We start from the raw sequence: 23,395 nt of genomic DNA, 5'->3' as shown, positions 1-23,395 counted from the left end.
CCATCTCGGACGCGCTCCGCCAGGCACCGCACATGTTCGTGCCTTCGCCGCCCCGCACTAGGCCGTTCGAGCCGTCATGGCGCGCCAGCCGAAGGTGACGGCCCCCATCAGGAGCACCACCCCGGACAGCACACCGCTGACAAGAGGGACCCAGGCGACGACGGCCGTAGACGCCATGACGAGACCGGCGACCCCTAGCAGGGTGAGAATCGCACCGGGAGCCGCGATCCCCCAGTCCTTCCAGACCGGCGCCAACGCGATGAAATGCACACCGACCACGAACGCCACCCATGCCACGTTGGTCTGCTCAGGTCGTTCCCAGGCGGCGAGCACCCTGATGCCCCCGAAGAGCAGGACCGCCTCAGCGGCGACGATGATCAGATAGCCGCGGCTGTACATGTTCGGCCGCGAGCCCGCGGAGGGCTTCTCCTTCCGAGCCGTGAGGAACCACATGGCGATGACACTCGCGGCCGCCAGGCAGGCGGCCACCCGCAGGACGTTGGCGGTCACGGAGTTCAGCGGGCTGTGCGCGTTGACGACGACGAATACCGCGCCGAAGATCGCGCCAACGAGTAATCCGGTCATTCGTTGCATGACGTCATTGAACTCCGCCCCGGATTCCGCCCGCATGGGGGCTGAGGCGAGAACGTGGTCGGTCTGGCACTACCTCACCATGCCGCGCAGGTAGGCGAGCACCGCCAGCACCCGCCGGTTGTCGTCAGGGGTCTCGGGCAGGTCGAGCTTGGTGAACAAGCTGGCCACGTGCTTGCCGACGGCCGCCTCCGTGATCGACAGGGCGCGGGCGACGGCGCTGTTGGAGCGCCCCTCCGCGATCAGGGCGAGCACTTCGCGCTCGCGGGCGCTCAGCCTGTGCGTCGGCTCGTTGATCTCCCTGGCGCCGGCCCAGGTCCGCTCGAACAGGTCGATGAGGGCGGTGAGGAGACTCTGCTGCCTGATCACCAGGGTGCCCGGCGCATAGGCGAAGGGGGTCATCCGAAGGAACGCCACAACGCGATCGAAGACGAGCAACTGCTGAATCGGCTCGTCGACGATCCGGTACAGGTCGCCGGCGGCATGCAGCTGCCTGACCCGGCCCGCCTTGCGAGGGTCGTCCATCACGCTCGCGTGAACGATCGTGCGCATCTTCATCCCACGCTCCAGGGCGTCGAGCACCCTGCGCCTGCCCTCCCGCTCCTCGGATCCTTTCTCCGTCCGCGGATACCAAGGGTGCATGGCGCGCAACTCGCCGGCCGCGGGGACGACCTGCGCGATCTGCTGCCGTACGAGTTCGTCGTCGTCCACCCGCTCGACGTCGACGGGGATGCCTCGTAGACCGCCCACCACCTCTTCCAGACGATGGACCAGCCGAGCCAGCGACACGCTCTCGTCCACATGCCTCCTTCGCCCATCGCGCCGCCCTCACACACGGGTGACGCGAGTTCTGACATGTGTGACATTCTGGCGGTGACCGCCATGGCTGCGCACTTTCCCGCACACATGGAAACGGCAGGCGAGACGGGCGGGGCCGTGCCAACCTTCGCTGAACACGAATCCATTCAGCCAGGTGACACCCCTGGGCCTCTTGACCTGCGGCGGGAGGCAAAGCGTTCAATTTCAGCTTCAGCCATGGCTCCAGGACCCGGAAAGGCGCCCACCCCGACAGCCCCCTTCCTTGACGAACCCGGCGGGGTTGCGTAAAGCAGCCCCCTCGGCTGGCCGGCGGCTCACGGTCGACGCTACGGCAGGTGACCTGCGGCGACTTCCCCATTCCCCCTGGTGACGGCGAGCCGAGTGCCGGGCCGGGACCCCACCACCCCGAGCGTGGTGGGGTCCGATGTGGAGAGGCGATTGATCAGCGACTGGCCCTTGCGATGAGGCGTCGCAGTGCGGCGTGGGGGCCGGTGGGCCGCACGTGGCCTTGCCGCCTCGGCGACCGCGGACGCCGGCTTCTCCTATGGCCCCGGCGTACTCACGGTTACTTGTAGGTCCACTCGGCCTTGCAGCGATACTTGCCGTCAAAGAACGTCGTGCGGTAGGTGTAGTTCTTTCTCAGCGGGACACCACGGCTGTAGTGCGTCTGGCCCGAGCCCTTGTTGACCGATTCGCTCTTCATCCCGACGCCGTTCTTGAGCTCCTTGAACTCGCCCGTGCGCCCCTTGGTCATGCGGCCCCACACGTACGTCTTGCCGTTATAGGTGCCGGTGCGGACCTGGCAGTTCAGGCCCATCGGACCGGACCAGACCGTGTCGGTGTCCCTGGTCTTCACGTTGCTCGCCTTGCTCGGGTCCGAAAGAATGTCGGAGGCCTGGGCGCCGGGCGCGTAAACAGTAAGCCCGACGGCCGCGACGGCAAGGCTGCTCACGACGGCAGCGGTCCACCGGAACCTGTTCGTCAGCGCGGATTTCACGATCTCCCCTAAGGTCGGTTACATCCAGCTGCCCCGAGTTTAGGAAGCGGCGGTATAGCGAGGGTATGTCGGACGATCGCCATCGCAGCTGACGCGACGAACCCACGGCCTGTTCCTCCCAAACGCCAGCCGCCCGCACGGGAGTGCGTTGCCGGGAACCGCAGGCGGGAGATCGTGAGCCGCCGGTCGAGCTCAAGCTGCTGCCGACGCCCGAGCAGGCCGAGGCGCTGGAGTCGACCCTGCATCGGCTCGATCAGCCGCCAACCAGGTCTCCCAGCTCGCCTTCGACACCAGCAACTGCGCGAGATCGTCGGTGGCGAATACGACGTACAGGTCGACGAGCATCTCGGCGATCGAGGCGGTGAGGCTGATCAGCGCCACCGCCAGACTCACCCTGGCGAATCTTGATCGAGCTTGCCGTGGGCCTCCACCGAAAGGTTCTGCCAGTCGGCCCAGGTCTTGAGCCGGTCGGCGTAGACCTGCTGGAGCATCGGGTAGAAGCCCTGGCCGAAGAGCACCCTCAGGGGCGGGTCATCGGAGTCGACGATCTTGAGGAGCGCCCGGGCCGCGGCGGCCGGGTCGCCGGCGGGCTGCTTTCCCGCGAACCCGGCGAGGCGCCGGCGGAGGTCGTCGTAGATCGGGTTGGGCTCGGCCATGTGACCGTTGTCGAGTGGATCTGGGTTCTTGCCGGACCTGGTGGCGAAGCCGCCGGGCTCGACCACGGTCACCTTGATGCCGAAGCCGGCGACCTCTTGGGCGAGGGATTCATTCAGGGCTTCCACCGCCCACTTGGAGATCTGGTATGCGCCGCCGAGCGGCATGGCGATGAGCCCGGCGGCCGAGGACATCTGGATGATGTGCCCTGCGCCCTGCTCGCGCAGGTACGGTAGCGCGGCCTGAACGACCCACACCGCGCCGAACAGGTTGGTCTCGAACTGGTCGCGCAGTTGCTGCTCGGTCAGCTCCTCGATCGCGCCCACCTGGGCGTAGCCGGCGTTGTTCACGATGATGTCGAGACGGCCGAAATGCTCCTTGGCCCGTTTGACGCTCTCGAAGACGGTGGCCTTGTCGGTCACGTCCAGCTCCAGCGGAAGCACCGCGTCGCCATAGGCGGCGACCAACTCGTCAAGGCTTCCGGCGGTGCGGGCCGTCGCGGCCACCTTGTCGCCGCGCGAAAGGGCGGCCTCGACGAAGTTACGGCCGAGGCCGCGGGACGAACCGGTCACGAACCAGACCTTGCTCATGATGTCTTTCCGTTCTTTCTGCGGTGGCGGTCGCGTGGCGGTCACCACGCAACGGGGCCAAGGCGATCGCTCGTGGAGTTGTGTGCCGCGCGGCGCGTCCTTGACGAACATGAGGCGCCGGCGACCCGATCCCCGTGACAGCGCGGTCATGTGACGTGCGCCACCGATCACGGGTGTCACACAGCGGTGAGGGGCGGCGTCTTGTGCGTGGAGCACAATGGAGAGCCAACAGGCAGGAGCCGGCCATGAACGAGCGCAGCGAGCCAGCGACGGGCACGGCCGAGCCGCTCGCCGGTGGCGGCCGGACGGACACCGCCACCGAGGCGTTCGTCACGCACCGCAACCTGCTCTTCACCGTCGCCTACGAAATGCTCGGATCGGCGGCCGACGCCGAAGACGTCCTGCAGGAAACCTGGCTGCGGTGGATGAAGGTCGACCTGGGGGAGGTGCGCGACCAGCGCGCCTACCTGGTCCGGATCACGACGCGGCGGTCGCTCGACCGGTTGCGCACGATGCGGCGCCGCAAGGAGGCGTACGTCGGCCCCTGGCTGCCCGAGCCACTGCTCACCGCACCGGACGTGGCCGAGGACGTCGAACTCGCCGAGAGTGTGTCGATGGCTCTCATGCTCGTCCTGGAGACGCTGACGCCGACCGAGCGCGCCGTCTTCGTGCTGCGCGAGGCCTTCGACGTCAGCTACGACGAGATCGCGGCCGCCGTCGGCAAGAGCCCCGCAGCCGTCCGCCAGATCGCGCACCGCGCCCGCCGGCACGTCGATGCCCGCCGCCCTCGCGAGGTGGTCTCCCCGAGCGAGGCGCGGGCGGCTCTGGAGTCGTTCCAGCGCGCGTTCGAAACCGGGGACCTGCAGGGCCTCCTTGACGTGCTCGCCCCTGAGGTCGTCCTGGTGAGCGACGGCGGCGGCGTCAAGCAGGCCGCGCCGCGGCCGATCACCGGCGCCGACAAGGTGGCCCGCTTCATCGTCGGCGGCCTCCGCAAGGCCGAAGCCACGCTCACCGGTGACCCCACCGTGGTCAACGGCAACCCGGCGCTCCTCCTACGCGTGGACGGCGAGATCGACGGCGTCATAGCGGTCCGCCTCGAGGACACCCGCATCACCGGCCTCTACTACGTCCGCAACCCGGAGAAGCTGACCCGCATCGCATCCGAGATTCCGCTCACCCTGCGATGAATACCGGTGACGAGCCGGTCCGCAGCCCCGGAGCGTCCTGGACCTGAGCCGGATAATTCGCGCGACGCGGTGTTGCGGCGCTGCCAGCATTGGAGCATGTCCCGCGATCTTCGGCTGCGAGCCACCTTCGACAGAGCGGCTGCCTTCTATCAAGACGCGCGCCCCGACTACCCGGCCGAGCTGTACTCCGACCTGCTTGCGATCACGGGGGTCACGCCATCTGCGCACCTGCTCGAAGTCGGATGCGGCCCGGGGAAGGCCACACTGCCCTTGGCGCGGATGGGCTTCCGGATCACCGCGGTCGAACTCGGAGATGCACTGGCAGCGGAGGCACGGCACCGCCTCGCCGAATTCTCCGACGTCTCGGTGACCTCGTCGTCATTCGAAGGCTGGGAGCCGCCGACAGGGGTCCGCTTCGATCTCGTCTACGCGGCCACGGCCTGGAAATGGGTGGACCCGGAGGTCAAGTACGCGAAGGCGGCCGCCCTCCTCGCCCCGGGCGGCCACCTGGCCGTATGGAACGCCGACCACACTATGCCGGCAGGCTTCGACCCGTTCTTCACCGAGATCCAAAAGGTCTATGAAGAGATCGGCGAAGGCCATGACGGCCCGTGGCCCCCGCCGCCGCCCGAGGACCAACCTGACCCCATGGCCGGCGAGTTCGATGCCTCCGGACATTTCTCGGTGGTCGGGACGAGACTCTACGTATGGGCCTTGCGCTACACGGCAGACGAGTACATCGCGTTGCTCGATACGTTCTCCGGCCACATCGCGATGGAGCCGGCCAAGCGGGAACACCTCTATCAGGAGATACGCGGCCGCCTTGCCGCACGCCCGGACGGACGACTCACCCGCCACTGGTCGGCCGTCCTCACCATCGGTGTTCTCGACGGCTGACAGCACTCATTCACGTGGAGCGGTCGATCTGCAGCTGCTGCGCGGGTGACCTGGTTCGGTGTGCGGCAACGACCATGACGATGACGGAGGCCAAGGCGATGCCGGCGCCGACGTAGAGCGGTGCGGCATAGCCGAGGCCCGCGGTGATGGCCAGGCCTCCGAGCCAGGCGCCAAGGGCGTTGCCGATGTTGGACGCGGACACGTTGGCGCTGGCGGCCAGTGCCGCGCCCTGGGCGAAGTCGGTGACGCGGGTGATCATGCCGGGCACGCTGGCAAAGCCGAACAGCCCCATCAGAAACACCAGTATCACCGACGCGGGGGCGCTGCCGGCCAGCAGACCGAACACGGCCAGGGTGATGGTGAGTCCGAGCAGGGCGAGGACCAGGGCGCGGTCACGGTCACGGTCGGCCGCTCGCCCGCCGATCAGGTTCCCGACGACCAGCCCGACGCCGTAGACCATCAGCAACCAGGCGACATCCGCTGAGGAGAAGCCGCCGACCTCGGTGAACGTGTAGGCGATGTAGCTGAACGCACCGAACATCCCGCCATAGCTGAGCGCGGTGGCCGTCAGGGTCAGCCAGACCTGCCAAGACCGGAACGCACGAAACTGCGCCCGCAAGCCGATGGGCGGCATCGCGTCGGAGCGGCCGGTCACTGTCGGCGGCCGCGTCTCTCCCGCCCGGCTGGGGACGAGAGCGACGATTCCCGCCAGCGCGAGCACGCCGATTCCGGTGACTGCCCAGAAAGCCGCTCTCCAGCCCCATTGTTCACCGACCAGCGCGCCGAACGGCACGCCCAGCACGTTCGCAACCGTCAGCCCGGCGAACATGACCGCCACCGCTCGGGAGCTCTTCTCCGGCGCGACCAGGCTGCGAGCGACCAGCGAGCCGATACCGAAGAACGAACCGTGGCATAACGCCGCGATGATCCGCCCGAGCAGCATCACCGGATAGTTCGGCGCGACAGCGGACAACAGGTTACCGATGACGAACAACGCCACCAGGCCGACCAGGATCCCCTTGCGGGGCAGCCGCGCCGTCGCCGCGGTCAGCGCGATCGCGCCGATCGCGACACTCAACGCGTACCCGGAGATCAGCCAGCCCGCTGCCGCCTCGGACACCGCGAAACTCGACGCCACCTGTGGCAGCAGCCCGGCGATCAAGAACTCGGTCAGACCGATGCCGAAGCCGCCGAGTGCCAGCGCGATGAGTCCACTCGGCATCCGTCGCTCTCTCCGATCGCGCGCCCAACGAGTCACGGGGTGCTGCACCTCCCGCCGCGGCGGGAGGATCGCCCGGATCTCGAACCGCACGCGTGTGGCCCGATGCCGGACCGCGCGGCACCGAGGCCCCACTATGCCACCACGGGTGCGAAGATCCTCGATCGCGGGAACAACGCATGCGCTCTACTGCCAGCGAGCGAGTGCGCTATTGCCCTACCCGTCCGTCGATGCATTCGCGCAGCAGATCGGCGTGCCCGCAGTGGCGAGCGTACTCCTCGATCCGGTGAACCCACAGCTCCCGGACAGCGGTGCCGTCCTGACCCACCCGAGCGCCCAGATCCGGATACTCGGCCAGCATGGCATCGGTTGCCGCCTGTTCGCGAGCAAGATCGGCGAATGCGCCGTCGACCAGAGCCTGCTCCGCAACGGCTCCCTCGAAGTCGGCATCACGCGCTCCGTACAGCTTCGGTGCCGGGTCTCCTGGCAGAATCCAATTGCGCCAGTCCCGCTCCACCTCGGCAAGGTGGCGGACCAGACCCAGCAAGGACATGGTCGACGGTGGCACCGACCGGCGCGCCAGCTGCTCCGGATCCAACCCCTCGCACTTCATCTGCAGGGTCAGTCGATAGTTGCTCAGGTAGTCCTGCAGCGTCGCCAACTCACCGTCCGGGCTGGCTTCGTCATTGTTGCGGGGATCCGCGTCGGGGTCCGCCCACATGTCGGGGTAGACGCTGGCCTGGCTCCACCGCTCGGGCACGTCGCTCACCGTATTCACGATGCTGGGCAGTGGCCAGACAAGCAAGCGATTATTCAGGCGGCGGCCTCCTCGTCGGTCAGGCCGCCGCGGTATGAGATGTCGCCGCCCTGCGGGAACTGGACCTGGGCGTCAAGGCCCTGGGTTTCAATCCACGTAAGAGCGGCACGGGCGAGCGCGACGTCCCGGTCACTTTCGGCGGTGTCGCCTTCCATCCAGGGGCTGAGCTGTTCAGCGACGACGACGGCATCCTCGTGGCACGCGCCTAGATGTGAGTTGTGAGCAGGGGGAGGTGTCGCGAGCCGGGCGAACGCGCGAATGCCCAGCCGAAGAGCTGATCTCGGTGAGCGATGGTGACGTATTCGCGGCCGGGGCCGAGGCACAGTCAACAGAGGGCCCTCGTGCTCCGCCACCTCCTCCGCCCAGACCGCCTCCCGTGCGTCGAGCGCCTCCTCCAGCCGGGCGCCCCGCCCTTCCCAAGGCATGGAACGGCTCTTCCTATGTGGCCCTTAATCGTCTATCGTCGATTAACGATGAACGAAGAGAAGGGGCCTCTGCCGCGAGCCGAGGCCGAGGAGTACGCGAGCTGGTTCAAGGCCCTGGCCGACGCCACCCGGATCCAGATCGTGTCGCTGCTGGCTCGGCGACGGACGCCGATGAGCGTCGGTGAGATCGTGACGGCCTCGGGGGTGGGGCAGTCGACCGTCTCGCACCATCTGAAGATCTTGGCTGAGGTGCGGTTCGTGCTGGTGGAGCGGCAGGGGACCTCCAGCCTGTACCGGATCAACGAGGCCTGTGTGGGCTGCTTCCCGACCGCTGCCGACGTGGTCATGGGCAAGCCGGTTCCGGCCGCGCCTACGTGCGAGTGAAGGAGCGTCGCCATGGCACATGACGAGATCATCGACCGCTATTCCGCTCTTGCCCGGGCCGCGGCCGCCGGCCAAGTCGTCGCCGACTGCCGGCCGGACGCATTCGAGCAGGGCAGTTTCGGCGCCTCCGGCTACGACGACACCAGCGCCCTGCCGGAGGGCGCCGTGCGGGCCAGCCTCGGGTGCGGGAACCCGGTCGCGGTGGCCGAACTGCGCAGTGGGGAGACCGTTCTCGATCTGGGGTCGGGCGGCGGCATCGATGTGTTGCTGTCGGCGCGCCGCGTCGCCCCGTACGGGAAGGCGTACGGGCTGGACGCAAGCCCCGACATGCTGGCACTGGCCCGTCGCAATGCCGAGCAGGCAGGCGTCACCAACGTCGAATTCCTGCACGGCAACATCGAACGCGTACCGTTGCCGGACCGGTCGGTGGACGCGGTCATCTCCAACTGCGTGATCAACCTGTCCGATGACAAGGCCGCGGTGCTCGCCGAGGCGTTCCGGGTGCTGCGGCCGGGCGGTCGGTTCGGAGTGAGCGATGTCGTGGTCGATGGCCACGTTGACCCAGCACGTCGCCTGGCGGCCGAGCAGCGGATCGGTTGCGTGGCTGGGGCGCTGCCGGTGGACGAGTACCGGCAACTGCTCGCGGCGGCCGGGTTCGTCGGCATCCGCGTCATGCCGACCGCTGACCACGGCGACGGCGTGCATTCGGCGATCGTCCAAGCCGCCAAGCCTGCCGCAGGACCGGGCGTGGAGGTCAGGCCGATGCGGGAGACCGACGCCGAGCAGGTGCTGGCCATCTACCAGGCTGGGCTGGACACCGGCCAGGCCAGCTTCGAAACGACTGCCCCAAGCTGGGAGGGCTTTACCGCCGCCAGGCTGCCGTACCTACGCTATGTCGCCGTTGACGCCACCACCGGTCAGGTGCTCGGCTGGGTGGCCGGCTCAGCGGTCTCGGCCCGGCCGGTCTACGCCGGCGTGGTCGAGCACTGCATCTACGTCCATCCTGGTTGCCAGGCGCAGGGTGTCGGCCGCGAGCTGCTGAAGACGTTCATCGCCGCCAGTGAGGACGCCGGGGTTTGGACGATCCAGTCAGGCGTCTTCCGTGAGAACGCCGCCAGCCTGGCCCTGCACCAGGCAGCCGGGTTCCGCGTGGTCGGCACCCGAGAGCGCATCGGCTGCCACCACGGCGTCTGGCGTGACGTGCTGATGATCGAACGACGCAGCACCGTGGCCGGCACCTAAGCCATCAGTCCATGCCCACCGCGGAACATCGAACGGAGGGTGAGGCGGGCGTGGCCGACACCGGATCGCTGGTGGTCGACCTCCGTGCGGAGGAGGGGCGCCCAAGGAAAAGATCTCGACATCGCCGTGCAGATCGTTGAGCATCGATGGATGCATGACGAAGTTCATCGTTACCTAAGGGAGCGCTGGGATGCGCTCGCCAACGCCAACGCGCTGTTCACGCGTCCCAGGCTCGACCTGAGCGCGGAGGAGGCTCTTGCCTATCTGGGTCTGGAGCGTATAGGCCTCCCGCTGGACCTCAAGGAGAAGAGGGTGCTCTGCCTGGCGGGCGGAGGCGGGCAGCAGTCCGCCGCCTTCGCGCTGCTCGGCGCCGAGGTGACGGTGCTGGACATTTCACCCGTGCAGCTGGAGCGCGATCAGGCGGCTGCCGAGCATTACGGCGTGACGGTCGGTACGGTTCAGGGTGACATGCGCGACCTGTCCGTCTTCACGGAAGAGTTCGACCTGGTCTGGCATCCGTATTCGCTGACTTTTGTGCCAGATGCGCGGGTGGTGTTCCGCGAGGTGTCCAGAGTCATGAGACCAGGCGGTCACTACCACGTGATGTGCGCCAACCCGTTCTTCTCCGGACTCACCCATGACTCCTGGAACGGGGAGGGGTACACGCTCAAGGACCCGTACACGAACGGAGCGGAGACCACTTACCCCGACCAGGAGTGGGTTGGCATTCCGGCGGATGGTCAGATCCCCAGGCCCAGGGAGTATCGGCAGACCCTGAGCCACATCATGAACGGGCTGATCCGGGAGGGCTTCGTCCTGACGTACGTCAATGAGGTCACGGACGAAGGTGATCCAGAAGTGGGCAGTTGGGGGCATTTCATGCAGGTCGCGCCACCATGGTTGGAATTCGTGTGGCGGGCTACGGGCGAGACCCCTGACCACCATTGAGCTTGATCAGTGCGGCGTGCGGTTCAGACGGGGAGGCCGGGCGTGGGCGGCCAGGGCTTGGAGGGCTGCGGCTGCCTCGGGGGTCCACGATCCACGGCTGCATCCGTGGGCGCATGCGAGATCGTCCTGAGCCGACGGCGCCGCCGTACGCCGCGCGCCGCCGCTTCGTGAGAAGGTTGTCCGCCCGCAGCGGACGATGAAGGGAAAGGGGAGTGCCCGCTCCTTTCCACTCTCAACCTATAGCGCACCGGGGGGCTTGCGGCAAGACCCGGGTCGTGCTGCAGAATCGGCGGCCGAGGCCAGAGCCTGCAGAAATGGGGATGCGAAGTGCGTGTAGTGGTGTCGACGTATGGGTCGCGCGGAGACGTCGAACCGGTGGTGGCACTCGCGGTGCGGTTGCGGGCACTCGGCGCGGAGGTGCGGGTGTGCGCGCCGCCGGACGAGGACTTCGCGCAGCGGCTGGCCGGTGTCGGCGTGCCGATGGTGACCTTCGGCCAGTCGGCGCGCGCGCTGACGACTGCGGTGCCGCCGCCGTCGTCGTCGGACCTGCCCCGGCGCGCCGCCGAGTTGATCGGCAGCCAGTTCGACGCGGTCACCGCGGCGGCCGAGGGCTGTGACGCGCTGGTGGCGACCGGCGTGATGCCGGCCGCGGCCGGCGCGCGGTCGGTGGCCGAGAAGCTGGGCATCCGCTCCGTGTCCGTGACCTTCCAGCAGCTCACCCTGCCGTCGCCGCACCACCTGCCGCTGGCGTATCCTGGCCGGCCGCTCCCGCCGGACGTGACCGACAACCGGGTGCTGTGGGACCTGGACGCCCAGAGCATCAACGCGCTGTTCGGTGAGGCGCTCAACACCAACCGGGCGTCGATCGGCCTGCCACCGGTGGACAACGTCCGCGACTACGTCATCGGCGACCGGCCGTGGCTGGCGACGGACCCGACACTGGACCCGTGGCAGGAGACGCCGGACCTCGACGTCGTACAGACCGGCGCGTGGATCCTGCCCGACGTCCGCCCACTCCCGGCCGAGTTGGTGGCGTTCCTGGACGCCGGCACACCGCCGGTGTACGTGGGCTTCGGCAGCATGCCCATGCGCGCATCGACGGACGCCGCCCAGGTGGCGATCGAGGTGATCCGGGCGCAGGGCCGGCGCGTACTCGTCGGGCGCGGCTGGGCGGACCTGGCCCTGATCGACGATCGGGACGACTGCTTCGTCGTCGGCGAGGTCAACCATCAGGCACTGTTCGGCCGGGTGGCCGCCGTCGTGCACCACGGCGGCGCGGGCACGACGACGACGGCCGCCCGGGCCGGCGCGCCCCAGGTGGTGGTACCCCAGGCGGCGGACCAGCCGTACTGGGCCGGCCGGGTGGCCGAGTTGGGCGTCGGCGTGGCACATGACGGTCCGACTCCGACCAGGGAGTCCCTGTCAGCCGCGCTCAAGACGGCCCTGACGCCCGAGATCCGCGCACGAGCGAGCGCCGTGGCCGGCACGATCCGCATCGACGGGGCGACGGTGGCCGCGAAGCTGCTGCTCGACATGGTCAGCCGAGAAAGGCCGCCCGTGTCCGCGTGAACCACGCGGAACCGCAGAACCAGAGACCTACAAACCTGGCGCCCCGAACGGACGCTCGTCTTGGCCACCAGGTTCGGCACGCCGGTCCAGGCGCCTTGCCATGCGCAAGGGTCGCCAGCGACCTCAGATCGGAGCTACGTACGTGAACCCCTTGCCTACCAGCGCGTTCGACCTTCCCGACCACCTTGCCCCCAAGGCCGACCCGACGCTCATCGCCGGCGATGAGCACCACTTCGCGGCCATCGCGGAGACCCTCGAGCAGTCGATCGCCGACCTGTCCGACCGTCTCGACGCCGAGCGCAAGGCGCCCGGCGGCGCCGGCCAGAAGGCGCTGGACCGGGACCTGGAGATCCACCGGCTGACCGCTCGCCTGCGAGCCCTGCGTCGCTTCGGATTGGACCTGTGCCTCGGACGCATCGTCAGCGCGGACAGCCCCGAGCCCGTGTACATCGGACGACTCGGCCTCACCGACAGTGCGGGCCGTCGGCTGCTGCTCGACTGGCGTTCTCCCGCGGCTGAGCCGTTCTTCGGAGCGACCCACGCCAACCCCATGGGACTGGCGAGCCGCCGCAGGTTTCGCTGGACCCGCGGCCGGATCAGCGACTACTGGGACGAGGTGTTCACCTCGGACGGGTTGGAAGGGCACGCGGCGCTCGACGACCAGTCCGCCTTCATCGCCAGCCTGGGCAGCAACCGGTCGGCCCGGATGCGAGACGTGCTCGGCACCATCCAGGCCGACCAGGACGCGATCATCCGCGCGGGATCCCGCGGCGCTCTCGTCGTCGACGGCGGTCCGGGTACGGGGAAGACCGTCGTCGCTCTGCACCGCTCCGCCTACCTCCTCTACTCCGACCCACGTCTCGGTCACCACCGTGGCGGCGTGCTGTTCGTCGGTCCGCACCAGCCTTACCTGGCCTACGTGGCCGACGTCCTCCCCAGCCTCGGAGAGGAGGGCGTGCAGACCTGCACGCTGCGGGACCTCGTCGGCGAGGGAGCCGCAGCGGCGATCGAGACCGACCCGGACGTGGCCCGCCTGAAGTCGTCCGCGAACCTGGTGAAGGCGATCGAGCCGGCCGTCAGGTTCTACGAGAACCCGCCCACCAAGGGGATGACGGTCACGACCAACTGGTCCGACATCTGGCTGAGCGCCGACGACTGGGCCGAGGCGTTCGAAGCAGCAGAACCCGGTACTCCGCACAACGAGGCGCGCGACCAGATCTGGGAGGAACTGCTCACGATCCTGAGGGACAAGCACGACGGCGACGTCCCGGAGCATCTGCTCCGCAAGTCGCTGACGCAGGACAGGGAGCTGCTCACGACCTTCAACAGGGCCTGGCCGCTGATCGAAGCGGCGGACCTCGTCGGAGACCTGTGGACGGTACCCGCCTACCTGCGCAAGTGCGCCCCTTGGCTCAGCCCCGATGACATTCGGAAGCTGCAGCGCGAGGAAGCCCAGGCCTGGACGGTGTCCGACCTGCCGCTCCTGGACGCGGCACGGCAGCGGCTCGGCGACCCGGAAGCGTCGCGACGAAGGCGTCGGCAGGAAGCCGCTCTCGCCGCCCAGCGCGAGCGCATGGCCCAGGTCGTCGACACCCTGATCGAGGCCGACGACGACGGCGAAGGTCTCGTGACACAGCTGCGCCGAGCGGACCTCCAGCGAAATCTGGTCGACGAGTCCGAGATGCCCACCCTCGACCCCGACGTGCTCGCCGGCCCGTTCGCGCACATCGTCGTGGACGAGGCTCAGGAGCTGACCGACGCCGAGTGGCAGATGTTGTTGCTGCGGTGCCCGTCCCGGAGCTTCACCATCGTCGGGGATCGTGCCCAGGCCAGGCATGGGTTCACGGAGTCGTGGCACGAACGGCTGGAGCGGGTCGGGCTCGACCGGATCAACCTGGCCTCCCTGACCATCAACTATCGGACGCCGGAGGCAATCATGGCGGAAGCCGAGCCGGTCATCCGGGCCGTGCTCCCGGACGCCAACGTGCCGACCTCCATCCGCAGCAGCGACCTCCCCGTCGTACACGGATCTGCTTCGGATCTGAGCTCGATCCTCGGCACCTGGCTCGCCACGCATGCCGACGGGATCGCCTGCGTCATCGGCGATCCCACGTTCCGGGCGACGTCCCGCGTCCGGTCGCTGACCCCGGAGCTGGCGAAGGGGCTCGAGTTCGACCTGGTCGTCCTCATCGACCCGGACACCTTCGGTGAGGGCATCGAAGGAGCGGTCGATCGCTATGTCGCGATGACCCGGGCGACCCAGCAACTCGTCATCCTCACGAGCTCCTGACGTCGGCCGGGACGCACGCCCGCGCGCGGGGACGAGCGAGCGCCGTGGCCGGCACGATCCGCACCGACGGCGGCGGCGTAGGGGCAGGCGTGGTCACGTCAGCCCCGACAAAGGACCCGATGCCAGTGATGTGAATCACCGTCATCGACGCCTCATCGTTGTCACACCCCCTGGCCCGATTCCGTCATATGAGTGAGGCACGGTTAGGGGGCTCCAATGCGTTCGTTGTCGGCCAAGCGCCGCTCGTTTCAGTTCTCCCACTGGTCGTTCATGTTCGCCGAAATCGCCATCTGGTCGTTCGTCGTTCTGGCGGTGACCGGGGCGGCGCTGATGGTGTTCTACGACCCCAGCATGGCCCAGGTGACCTATGACGGCTCGTACGGCCCGCTGCGCGGACTCTTCGTCAGCAAGGCCTTCGACTCGACCATGCATCTGAGCCTGGAGGTGCGCGGCGGTCTGTTCATCCGACAGGTCCACCACTGGGCGGCGCTCGTCTTCGTGGCGGCCGTCGTGTTGCAGCTGCTGCGCATGTTCCTCACCGGCGCGTTCCGCCGCCCGCGCACCGGACAGTGGCTGATCTGGGTGACGCTGCTGGCGCTGGGCATGGCCGCGGGCGAGACCGGCAACGTCCTGCCTGACGACATGTTGTCGGGTGGGAGCCTGTGGCTGATCACGTCGGTTCTGCAGTCCATCCCCGTGGTGGGGACCTGGGCGATGTCGCTGCTGTTCGGCCCGGACTTCCCTGGTGACAGGGTCATTCCGGCCATGTACGGGGTGCACCTGCTCACCGCGGTCGTCATGGCCGCGCTGCTGATCGCCCGTGAACTGCTGGTGCGCCGGCACGGCCACTCCCGGTTCATCGCCTCGCTGTCGGCGCGGCGGAGCGCACGCCCGATGATGGCGCTCGCGACGATCGGCATGCTGATCATCCTCGGGTTCGGGTTCCAGATTGCCCCTATATGGCTGTACGGCCCTGCCAAGCCGACGCAGATCTCGGCGGGCTCGGTTCCCGACTGGTACATGGGGTTCCTCGACGGCGCCCTCCGGATCATGCCCGGGTGGGAACTCACCATCGGGGACTACACGCTCAGCCTCGCGGTCCTCGTCCCCACACTGGTGATACCCGGGGTCTTCTTCACCGCCCTGGCCGCCTACCCGATGGCCGAGCGCTTCCTCGTCTCGCGACGCGGCCGCCGCGACGCGCTGGGCCGGCCCAAGACCACGAGCCGCATGGCCCGCGAGACGCTCGCGCAGGACCTTCTCGACCGGCCGCGCGAGACGCCGGTGAAGACGGCCATCGCGGTCGCCGGCGTCACGTTCTACGGCCTGCTGTGGGCGGCCGCGGCCAACGACCAGATCGCCCACCAGTTCCACCTCACCGTCGAGGCTGTGACGATCTTCTTCAGGTTCGCCGTGGTCATCGGCCCCGTCATCGCCTTCCTCAGCACCCGGCGGATCTGCCTCGCACTTCAGCAGACGGATCACCACGTGGCCGAGCACGGAGTGGAGACCGGGATCATCACGCGGTCCCCGGACGGCGGATTCCACGAACGGCTGGCGCCGGCGCAGCAAGAGGGCCGGGAGCCGGCGATCACCTCAGGGAGATGACAGTGACACCGAACAGGCCACAGGTCGTGATCGTCGGAGCTGGGGTCGCCGGATACCAGGCGGCGCGTACCCTGTCGCGCAGGGTGGGAGCCGGCGCGGAGATCGTGCTGGTCAACCCGACCGGTGTCGCGCTGCATCCGGAGCTGCTCCCGCAGGTGATGACGGGCGTCCTCAGCCCGGATCGGGTGAGCGTGCCGCTGGCCGAGACGCTGCCGGGTGTGCGGGTGGTGCTCGGCACGGTCACCCACATCGACGCCCGCGCCCAGCGCGTGCTTTACGACGGCGGCGTGCTGGACTACGACCGGCTGATCGTCGCGGTGGGAGGCGTGAGCGAAGTCGCCCAGGTCTCCGCGGTCTCGGCGCACAGCGTCGGCTTCCACAACGTCGGCCAGGCCCTCCATCTGCGCGATCACATCCACCGGCAACTTTCCCTGGCCGCCGCGAGCACCGATCCCTTCGAACGCGCGGCGCACTGCACGTTCGTGGTCCTCGGCGCGGGATACGCGGGTACGGCGGCGGCCTCGGCCGGGCAGTCGCTGTCCCAGGCGATCGCCTGCCGCCACCCGCGGCTGCGCGAGCAGCCGATCCGCTGGATCCTGGCCGATCCCGCCGAGTGGCTGCTGCCTGACATGCGGCACCGCCTGTCCAGGACCACGGCACGGATGCTGCGGTCGCGGGGCGTGGAGGTCCGGACGCAGACCTCGCTCGGCCAGGTCACCTCCCGGGGGCTGCGGCTCACCGACGGCGAGTTCATCCCCACCCGCACGATCGTGTGGAGCTTCGGGGTCCGCCCCGATCCGCTCGTGACCAACCTCGGACTGGCGGCCGAGCAGGGCAGGATCAGGGTGGACGAGCACCTCGCCGTGCCCGGCCGTCCCGAGATCCACGCCTGCGGCGACGTGGCCGCCGTCCCCGACCTCACCAGGCCCGGCAAGATCACCCCGATGAGCGGGCAACATGCCCTGCGCCAAGGCAGGCTGGCGGGCAGCAATGTGGCCGCCTCCATCGGGTACGGCTCGCGCCAGCCGTACCAGCACAGGATCCACGACTCCATCGTGGACCTGTTCCGGGCGTCGGAGCAGCCGCTGCCTGTGGCATGAGCCGCCGGCGGAGACTTCCCCCGCCTGGCGCCGCGCGCTGAGGACTCCGCGCGGTGTGGCTCTCAGCCTCTGCGATCCACCACGTTGCCGATCGTGTGGAGCAGGGAGCTCACCAGCGCCACTGCCTCGTCGAGGAGTTGTTTCTCAGCCTGACTCAGCGTCGGGTTGGCGGCCCGTATCGCCAGAGCCGTTCCGAGGTCGATTGCATGGTCGACGTCGCCGAGCAGGGAAACCAGGATTGTGCGGGCCAGGGGCGCCTCGGCCCGCGGATCCACCGCGACCTCGGCCAAGATCAGAGCGGACATCCCCCAGTCCAGCGCGGGCGGGCCCTCCTTGGCGTTGGCCCAGTCGATCACCATCGGCCCCTCGGGCGTGAGCATCACGTTCTCCGGGTGCAGATCGAGGTGGAGAACACGATTCGCCGGATCGGTCGAGACCCGCGGCGGGAGAGCGTGCAGACGACGCAGCAGCCCTGCGAGAATCGCACCGGCCTCTTCTGGAGTGAGCATGCCCTGCTGGAGCGCCTCGACCATGGTCGGGCCGGACAGCCGCTCCATGATCAGATCCCCGCCCACGACCGATCCGACACGCGGCACGGGATAACCCTGGCTGGAGAGGTGGAGCATGACGGTCGCCTCGGTAGCGGCGTCACGGCCGTCCCGATATCGGCGCAGCACCCATGCGTCGTCGATCACGAACACATCCGCAGTGCGGCCGGAGCCGAGCAGGGGACCGGTCTGCATGCCAGGAGCATAGGGTGCACGCGGCATGAACGACCGGTTTCAGCGGAGCGAGATGTGCAGGATCTCGCCGACCTTCCGGTAGCCGACTCGGGTGTATACCCGCGCGGCCCGGTCATCGCCGGGCGTGAGGAACGGCGTCGTGATTCCGGCGCCCGCGCCCGCCCGGGTCAGTAGCGCCGTGACCGCACCCGCGATGCCCCGCCGCCGGTGTGAGACCCGCACGGCGATGCCGGCGACCTCGGCGACTCCCCGATGCGGGCCGCCGATCTGCCCGCCGCCGACAACGTCTCCGGTAGCGGTGTCGGTGGCGGCGGCCACGAGCCCGCCTCTGTCCAGGACCCGCCGGAGTCGGGCGACGTCGTGTTCGGTCGCCTCGGGCGCCTCGAACGCCTCGTTCATCACCCGGGCGACGCCCCAGAGTCCGGGATCGTCGGCCACGAGTGCGACCTGGACGGCGGCGTCCCCGGGTGCGTCCACCACCTCGTCCGGCGGGCACACCAGGAGCGGGTAGCGGCCTTCCGGAGTGAACCCGGCCGCGAGCAGGGCGTCTTCCACCTTCGGTGCCGCCTGTGGCACGTACTCCAGCCGGGGCGTGCGGGCCCGCTCCCGGAACGCCGCCACCAGCGCCGCGATCTCGTCCGCCGTAGGGGCGACGTCGTCGTCGGGAATGGCGTAGTTGAACGGGAGCGCGGCGTCATGCTCATCGAACCGGATCACGAACGGCCCGGCCCGGTGGGCCCGATCGCCTGCTCCCGACCTGAGATAGGCGTGCACGTCGGCGTTCAGCAAGTGAGGTCCTTCCCCTGGATGCGGCTTTTGGGAAGTTCAAGCGTAGCTGCGGAAGATCGGGCCGATGCCGAAGTGCACGTCGTCGACCGTGACACCCGGCAGCACATCGGATGGACTCAGCGATGAGTGCCATGGCCTCTGTCATTCCGACTCCAGATCAGGGGCCGGAGTTCCGCAGGTTCGCCCGGGGTGTTCTCGGCGGCAAGTACCTCTCTGCGGGAGATCCTGGCGACGGACACTCGCTGATGGTAATCGTGGAAGGTCTGCACCTCGCCGTCACTGCGGCAGGGTTCCCCCTTCGGGCCGTCCAACTCGGTGTACGACATGCCCCCGTACACATAGTCATGCATCGTGGCCACGTAGACCGCCCAGCGGCGGAGCAAAGAAGATGAGGCCCGTACGTTGAGCAGTCCACCCAGCCGGGTTATCTCGGCGGCCCGAATGTCCTCCTCGGGACGCCATTGCCGCCACCAGGTGCCGTCGGCCCGCTGAGTGCGCCACTCGTTGACTGCCACGTCGAGGCTCCAGGTATGCCAGCGGACAGTTCCGGACATGGTTCCCGGTACAGCGACGCGCCGGCTGAGGTGCCGGGCGGTCCGCGACGACAGGTGTGTCAAGTCGGCCGGAACGAGAGCGATGGGGTCGCCTTGCTCGGCGTCGAATGGGTTGGGGTCGATGAATCGCCGATCAATGACCACGACCGTGTCAGGTTGCCGTTGAAAGGACAGGCCCCACAACAGGCGGCTAAGGAGCAGCGCGCCGTGCGGGTCGGACAGGATATGCCAGGTCTCGTGGTAGAAGTTCGTGGAGAATCGGGCTCTGGTGCCGGGGCGAAGTGTGATCACTCTGTAGTCCCGGCCATCGGCCCGAAGATGGTGCCGATGAAGCTTGAGGCGGTCTTCCACCTGGCGCCTGTTGCTCGCACTCGCCCTCGGCAGGTCGTCGGTGGTCTGGGTGTCGAGGGGTCCGAGAGAGGGGGGAGTAGCCATGAACACCCTTCCCAAAGCAGTAAGGGTCGGAAAGCGCAGCTCGTTACTTAAGCGCATCAGTAACCTACCGTCGACTGCCGCACAGATCGCAAGACATCTCCCCGTAACAAGTGCGCAACGGAGACACCGTCACATATATGGCCGGCAATCTCCTACGATGCCGACATGAGACGCCCAGCAAAGCGGGTCACCAGCGCCGATGTCGCCCGAGCAGCCGGCGTCTCCGCCGCCACCGTGAGCTACGTGCTCAACGACACGCCAGGGCAGTCGATCCCCGAAGAGACCAGGCGCCGCGTCCTGGAGGCGGTCAAGCAGCTCGACTACCGCCCGCGCGGCTCGGCCCGCGCCTTGGCCGCCGGACGCAGCGACGTCGTCCTGCTGTCCATCCCGCATCTGTCGATCGGTCCCGGCATCAACCGCTTCGTGGAGCAGTTCGCCACCTCCCTTGCCCACGCCGGCCTGACCCTGGTCACCCACCTGGCCGGAGCGCCCGGGCGGCCGCTCCCCGACGTCTGCGCGGCCATCGACGCCTCGGTGGTCGCCAGTCTCGATCCGCTCGACGACGACACCGCGCAGGCTCTGCGCCGGGCGGGCGCGGACCTCGTCTTCACCACCGAGGTGGAGGCCCACCCCACCATGCGGCGCATGGGCCGCCTCCAGGCCGAGCACCTCATCGCCCTGGGCCACCGGCGCCTCGGCTACGCCATGCCTGACCATCCGCTGCTCCGCAAGATCGCCGACGACCGGCTGCTCGGGGTCGCCGACGCTTGCGCGCACGCCGGCATCGACCCGCCACTGGCGCTCGACACCAAACTCGACACCACCGCCCTGGCCCGCGCCGCGAGGCGGTGGCGGCGAGAGTCCGTGACCGCCGTGTGCGCCTACAACGACGAAGTCGCGATCGCTCTCCTGACGGGCATGCGCCACGCCAAGCTCGCCGCCCCCGATGATCTGGCGGTCATCGGCGCCGACGACATCCCCCTCGCTCAGGTGACCGATCCGCCGCTCAGCACGATCGCCTTCGACCTGGAGAAGGTGGGGCGTTCTCTGGCCGAGGCAGTCGTGGCGAGTCTGTCAGGCCGCAAACCGCGCCTGACTCCGGCCTCGTTGTCTCCGCGCGTCATCCACCGCGCTTCGACCTGACCCTTTTCATCTGCTCCCGCTCTCGCTGATGTCGGACGGGCTTCACGGGGTCGGCAACCCGTCTCGCGCCGGCTCCCCATAGGCGGCGGCTTGACGAACCATTGACTCGTCGTAGTTGTCTACTAACTGTCAGCACCTGCTTCTCCCGGGGAGTTTCCATGAGCGACCTTCCGCCGTCCGCATCCCTTTGTGGAACGCCGTCCGCGTCCCGGCGGAGGTGTCGAGGAGTGTTGTTGGCGCTCGCGTTCGCCGGAACCTTGGGCTTCGGCTGTGGCCTGGGGTTCTCCGCGGGGCAGGCGGTTCGGGAGCCTGAGCGGGCAACGGTTCCGCCCCTTGCGGCCATGCCGGTCGGGATGTGGGAAGCCGTGTCGATTTCTCCCCGCCCGCTGCGGACGAGCCCTTCGCCGGTCGCCACCCCGGCCAGCGTGGCCTCCAAGATCGTCTCTCGGCCGGCATCCGAGCGGAGGACCCGGGTAACGCGCGGCGAGAGCCGCCCGCGTCCGCACAAGCACGTCACTCGCAAGGCCGCAGCCAAGCACCGCAGAGCTCATCGCGGGCCGTGTGGACAGTTCGCGGGGTTCAAGGCGCGAGTGTGCCGAAGCCTTTTCGGCAGACCCTGACAGAGGCGGGAGAAGGGCCCACCGTCTTGCGCGGGACGGGAACATCGAGCTTGCGCGGGAACATCGAGCTTGCGCGGGACGGGAACATCGAGCGGCCGGCGATGGTTACATGCATCGTGGCCGGTGTGCTCAGTGTCCCCGGGCCTCACCTATTGCCTTCGCGGACTACCGTTCGGCTGGAGCCGCGTTGTGCCTTTCGCCGAGAGGCGACACGCACACCGGTACGCATACGTTGAGCTGAAGGCCCCCTCGACACCAGTCGGCGGGGCCTTCGGCACGCTCAGGCACGATCCAGCCCTTGGGCGGCTCGGCCGCGCGCAGCTGCCGTGGAGCCGCCGTGCGGGTTCAGTGTGCCGAACGCTTTTTGATCTCTTCGAGCGCCGGGAGGATGTACGCCTCGGCGGCCTCCTTGGTGACGCCGTGCTCGATCAGGACGCGCGCGGCGGGGGTGTCCTCGTCGTCGAGCAGGGCCAGGAGGATGTGCTCGGTGCCGAGGTAGTTGTGGCCGAGGCGCAGGGCCTCCCGGAGCGTCAGCTCGCGGACCTTCTTGGCGGCGGCGGAGAACGGGATGTGCCCGCCGCCGGTCGGCGGACCGCCGTCGGGCAGCGCGTCCCGCAGCGCTCGGCGCAAGGCCTCGACGTCCGCGCCGGCTGCCTCGATCGCCTTGGTGGCAAGGCATCCCTCCTCGTGGAGGAGACCGAGGACGAGGTGCTCGGGGGTGATCTCGCGGTGCCCGCCGTGTTGTGCCTCGCCGACGGCCTGCCGGATGGTGATCTGCGCGCGGTTCGTGTAGCGGTCCCACGCCGCGCCCTCCAGATTGCCGGAGTCGTAGCCCTTGGTGGGGACGAAGCGCTTCTGCGCGGCCTGTTTCGTGACGCCCATGCTGGAGCCGATCTCCGTCCAGGACGCGCCGGAGCGGCGGGCCTGGTCGACGAAGTGGCCGATCAGGTGGTCGGCGAGTTCGCCGAGGTGCTCGCCTACGAGGACGGCGCCGGAGAGTTCGGCGAGAGGGCCGTCGGGGTTGTGCTGTTTGACGAAGGAGATGAGTTCGCTGAGTTTCGCGTAGGGCTCGCTCATGCGTCAACCGTAGGTTGACGGCGAGGAATCGTCAACCTTGAGTTGACGATGGTCCGGGAAATCGCCCTATCCTCCTTCGCTTCGAGGACCGGCCACGGGTGGTGCGTCCGCCCAGGTCGCTTCCGCGCTCGTCCGTCCGTTGCGCGCACGACCCGGTGGGTGCATGCGCATCCTCGACGGCGGGACCATGCCGAGGGGCACCGCTACCCGATGGACGTCGAGCACAGTCCGGGCTGCGCCGACTCGCGTCCGCGTCGCTGGTCGAGGGCGACGAGTTCGCCGACGTCGACGCCGAGAACTACAGGAGCCCGGCAAGCCCGTCCGGGTCGCCCTCAGCATCGCCACCACGCCTGGGAGGCCAGCGCCGAACTGACGCCGGAGGGGGCGTTGCGGTTCGCCTACGGGCTCATCAACACGGCCATGGCCGCCCGCGCGGGCGGCTCCCGATGGCAGAACGGCCCCGGCCCGGTGATTCCACCACCGGGCCGGGGCCTCGATCCGTCCTCTCTGCCCTTAACTGGAGGACGAATCATGTCCAATACCGTACCGCCCGCCCACCCCGCCGACTGCACGACCTGCCAGTAAACACCGGAGTCCCCGGGATTCCGATGAATCGGAACTCTGGCATGCACGCCAGCGTATGAGCCCGTCACTGCGGGTACAAGACCTAATCCCCCAGGCGAGGAGGAGCGTCGAA

General features: G+C 68.6%; 21 protein-coding genes and 1 pseudogene. 11 read left to right on the top strand and 11 right to left on the bottom strand.

Annotated features, from left to right (window positions below; translation table 11 throughout):
* Positions 1-57: 57 nt before the first annotated feature.
* The 5 genes from ETD86_RS05225 to ETD86_RS05205 all read right to left on the bottom strand — a co-directional run bounded on the left by ETD86_RS05225 (position 58) and on the right by ETD86_RS05205 (position 3,651).
* Positions 58-585, bottom strand: a complete 528-nt coding sequence (locus ETD86_RS05225) for a hypothetical protein (protein ID WP_211369838.1) — start codon at positions 583-585, stop codon at positions 58-60.
* Positions 586-663: 78 nt separating this feature from the next.
* On the bottom strand, positions 664-1,392 hold the full coding sequence (locus tag ETD86_RS05220) for a helix-turn-helix transcriptional regulator (protein ID WP_246147649.1): 729 nt from the start codon (positions 1,390-1,392) through the stop codon (positions 664-666).
* A gap of 583 nt (positions 1,393-1,975) precedes the next feature.
* Positions 1,976-2,407, bottom strand: coding sequence for a hypothetical protein (locus tag ETD86_RS05215; protein WP_138664936.1), 432 nt, complete (start codon positions 2,405-2,407; stop codon positions 1,976-1,978).
* 192 nt (positions 2,408-2,599) lie between these two features.
* The gene (locus ETD86_RS05210; RefSeq protein ID WP_138664935.1) at positions 2,600-2,800 is read right to left on the bottom strand and encodes a hypothetical protein; all 201 of its coding nucleotides are present in this window, start codon (positions 2,798-2,800) and stop codon (positions 2,600-2,602) included.
* The gene (locus ETD86_RS05205) at positions 2,797-3,651 is read right to left on the bottom strand and encodes an SDR family NAD(P)-dependent oxidoreductase (protein WP_138664934.1); all 855 of its coding nucleotides are present in this window, start codon (positions 3,649-3,651) and stop codon (positions 2,797-2,799) included. Before ETD86_RS05205 ends, ETD86_RS05210 begins: the two co-directional genes overlap by 4 nt.
* A 245-nt stretch (positions 3,652-3,896) precedes the next feature.
* Here ETD86_RS05205 and ETD86_RS05200 point away from each other — a divergent pair, with 245 nt between their 5' ends.
* The gene (locus tag ETD86_RS05200; protein ID WP_138664933.1) at positions 3,897-4,838 is read left to right on the top strand and encodes an RNA polymerase sigma-70 factor; all 942 of its coding nucleotides are present in this window, start codon (positions 3,897-3,899) and stop codon (positions 4,836-4,838) included.
* 96 nt (positions 4,839-4,934) lie between these two features.
* Positions 4,935-5,735, top strand: a complete 801-nt coding sequence (locus ETD86_RS05195; RefSeq protein ID WP_138664932.1) for a class I SAM-dependent methyltransferase — start codon at positions 4,935-4,937, stop codon at positions 5,733-5,735.
* 10 nt (positions 5,736-5,745) lie between these two features.
* Here the strand turns inward: ETD86_RS05195 and ETD86_RS05190 are convergent, their stop codons facing one another.
* A complete protein-coding gene (locus ETD86_RS05190) occupies positions 5,746-7,047 on the bottom strand; it encodes an MFS transporter (protein ID WP_246147648.1) in 1,302 nt (433 codons plus the stop codon).
* 115 nt (positions 7,048-7,162) lie between these two features.
* On the bottom strand, positions 7,163-7,723 hold the full coding sequence (locus tag ETD86_RS05185) for a DinB family protein (protein ID WP_138664930.1): 561 nt from the start codon (positions 7,721-7,723) through the stop codon (positions 7,163-7,165).
* Positions 7,724-7,809: 86 nt separating this feature from the next.
* Between ETD86_RS05185 and ETD86_RS05180 the strand changes: the two are divergent.
* From ETD86_RS05180 to ETD86_RS54840, 8 genes and pseudogenes are all read left to right on the top strand, one after another.
* Positions 7,810-7,980 (top strand): annotated as a pseudogene (locus tag ETD86_RS05180) (RraA family protein); the annotation flags it as partial.
* A 264-nt stretch (positions 7,981-8,244) separates the two neighbouring features.
* Entirely contained in the window at positions 8,245-8,580 is a 336-nt protein-coding gene (locus tag ETD86_RS05175) for an ArsR/SmtB family transcription factor (protein ID WP_138664929.1), read from the top strand.
* A gap of 12 nt (positions 8,581-8,592) precedes the next feature.
* On the top strand, positions 8,593-9,822 hold the full coding sequence (locus ETD86_RS05170; RefSeq protein ID WP_138664928.1) for a GNAT family N-acetyltransferase: 1,230 nt from the start codon (positions 8,593-8,595) through the stop codon (positions 9,820-9,822).
* A 150-nt stretch (positions 9,823-9,972) separates the two neighbouring features.
* Positions 9,973-10,770 carry a class I SAM-dependent methyltransferase gene (locus tag ETD86_RS05165; protein ID WP_138664927.1) on the top strand — a complete coding sequence of 266 codons (798 nt, stop codon included), beginning with the start codon at positions 9,973-9,975 and terminating at the stop codon, positions 10,768-10,770.
* 327 nt (positions 10,771-11,097) lie between these two features.
* Positions 11,098-12,339: a glycosyltransferase gene (locus ETD86_RS05160; protein WP_138664926.1), complete on the top strand. Its 1,242-nt coding sequence runs from the start codon at positions 11,098-11,100 to the stop codon at positions 12,337-12,339.
* Between the two features lie 142 nt (positions 12,340-12,481).
* Positions 12,482-14,629, top strand: coding sequence for an RNA polymerase recycling motor ATPase HelR (helR, locus tag ETD86_RS05155; protein ID WP_138664925.1), 2,148 nt, complete (start codon positions 12,482-12,484; stop codon positions 14,627-14,629).
* Between the two features lie 216 nt (positions 14,630-14,845).
* Positions 14,846-16,237, top strand: a complete 1,392-nt coding sequence (locus tag ETD86_RS05150; protein WP_138664924.1) for a cytochrome b — start codon at positions 14,846-14,848, stop codon at positions 16,235-16,237.
* Between the two features lie 2 nt (positions 16,238-16,239).
* Entirely contained in the window at positions 16,240-17,337 is a 1,098-nt protein-coding gene (locus ETD86_RS54840; protein WP_170222891.1) for an NAD(P)/FAD-dependent oxidoreductase, read from the top strand.
* A gap of 62 nt (positions 17,338-17,399) precedes the next feature.
* Here the strand turns inward: ETD86_RS54840 and ETD86_RS05140 are convergent, their stop codons facing one another.
* The 3 genes from ETD86_RS05140 to ETD86_RS05130 form a co-directional block, all read right to left on the bottom strand.
* The gene (locus ETD86_RS05140) at positions 17,400-18,080 is read right to left on the bottom strand and encodes a phosphotransferase (protein ID WP_138664923.1); all 681 of its coding nucleotides are present in this window, start codon (positions 18,078-18,080) and stop codon (positions 17,400-17,402) included.
* A 39-nt stretch (positions 18,081-18,119) separates the two neighbouring features.
* Positions 18,120-18,869, bottom strand: a complete 750-nt coding sequence (locus ETD86_RS05135) for a GNAT family N-acetyltransferase (protein WP_138664922.1) — start codon at positions 18,867-18,869, stop codon at positions 18,120-18,122.
* Between the two features lie 116 nt (positions 18,870-18,985).
* A complete protein-coding gene (locus tag ETD86_RS05130; RefSeq protein WP_211369837.1) occupies positions 18,986-19,774 on the bottom strand; it encodes a hypothetical protein in 789 nt (262 codons plus the stop codon).
* 249 nt (positions 19,775-20,023) lie between these two features.
* Between ETD86_RS05130 and ETD86_RS05125 the strand changes: the two genes are divergently transcribed.
* Positions 20,024-21,001 (top strand): LacI family DNA-binding transcriptional regulator, encoded by a 978-nt coding sequence (locus tag ETD86_RS05125; protein ID WP_138664920.1) that lies wholly within the window; start codon positions 20,024-20,026, stop codon positions 20,999-21,001.
* A gap of 965 nt (positions 21,002-21,966) precedes the next feature.
* Here the strand turns inward: ETD86_RS05125 and ETD86_RS05120 are convergent.
* Positions 21,967-22,698 carry a Clp protease N-terminal domain-containing protein gene (locus ETD86_RS05120; protein ID WP_138664919.1) on the bottom strand — a complete coding sequence of 244 codons (732 nt, stop codon included), beginning with the start codon at positions 22,696-22,698 and terminating at the stop codon, positions 21,967-21,969.
* Positions 22,699-23,395: the final 697 nt, after the last annotated feature.

Origin of the sequence: Nonomuraea turkmeniaca (genome assembly GCF_005889735.1) — a bacterium.
Taxonomy (GTDB): Bacteria; Actinomycetota; Actinomycetes; order Streptosporangiales; family Streptosporangiaceae; genus Nonomuraea; species Nonomuraea turkmeniaca.
Note: the sequence above shows the minus strand (reverse complement) of the source record. Positions and strands in the feature narration are given on the sequence as shown.

Coding starts and splice junctions, on each gene's coding strand:
- ETD86_RS05225 (WP_211369838.1), bottom strand. CDS start 585: ATGACCGGATTACTCGTTGGCGCGATCTTCGGCGCGGTATTCGTCGTC.
- ETD86_RS05205 (WP_138664934.1), bottom strand. CDS start 3,651: ATGAGCAAGGTCTGGTTCGTGACCGGTTCGTCCCGCGGCCTCGGCCGT.
- ETD86_RS05200 (WP_138664933.1), top strand. CDS start 3,897: ATGAACGAGCGCAGCGAGCCAGCGACGGGCACGGCCGAGCCGCTCGCC.
- ETD86_RS05195 (WP_138664932.1), top strand. CDS start 4,935: ATGTCCCGCGATCTTCGGCTGCGAGCCACCTTCGACAGAGCGGCTGCC.
- ETD86_RS05175 (WP_138664929.1), top strand. CDS start 8,245: ATGAACGAAGAGAAGGGGCCTCTGCCGCGAGCCGAGGCCGAGGAGTAC.
- ETD86_RS05170 (WP_138664928.1), top strand. CDS start 8,593: ATGGCACATGACGAGATCATCGACCGCTATTCCGCTCTTGCCCGGGCC.
- ETD86_RS05165 (WP_138664927.1), top strand. CDS start 9,973: ATGCATGACGAAGTTCATCGTTACCTAAGGGAGCGCTGGGATGCGCTC.
- ETD86_RS05150 (WP_138664924.1), top strand. CDS start 14,846: ATGCGTTCGTTGTCGGCCAAGCGCCGCTCGTTTCAGTTCTCCCACTGG.
- ETD86_RS05140 (WP_138664923.1), bottom strand. CDS start 18,080: ATGCAGACCGGTCCCCTGCTCGGCTCCGGCCGCACTGCGGATGTGTTC.
- ETD86_RS05125 (WP_138664920.1), top strand. CDS start 20,024: ATGAGACGCCCAGCAAAGCGGGTCACCAGCGCCGATGTCGCCCGAGCA.
- ETD86_RS05120 (WP_138664919.1), bottom strand. CDS start 22,698: ATGAGCGAGCCCTACGCGAAACTCAGCGAACTCATCTCCTTCGTCAAA.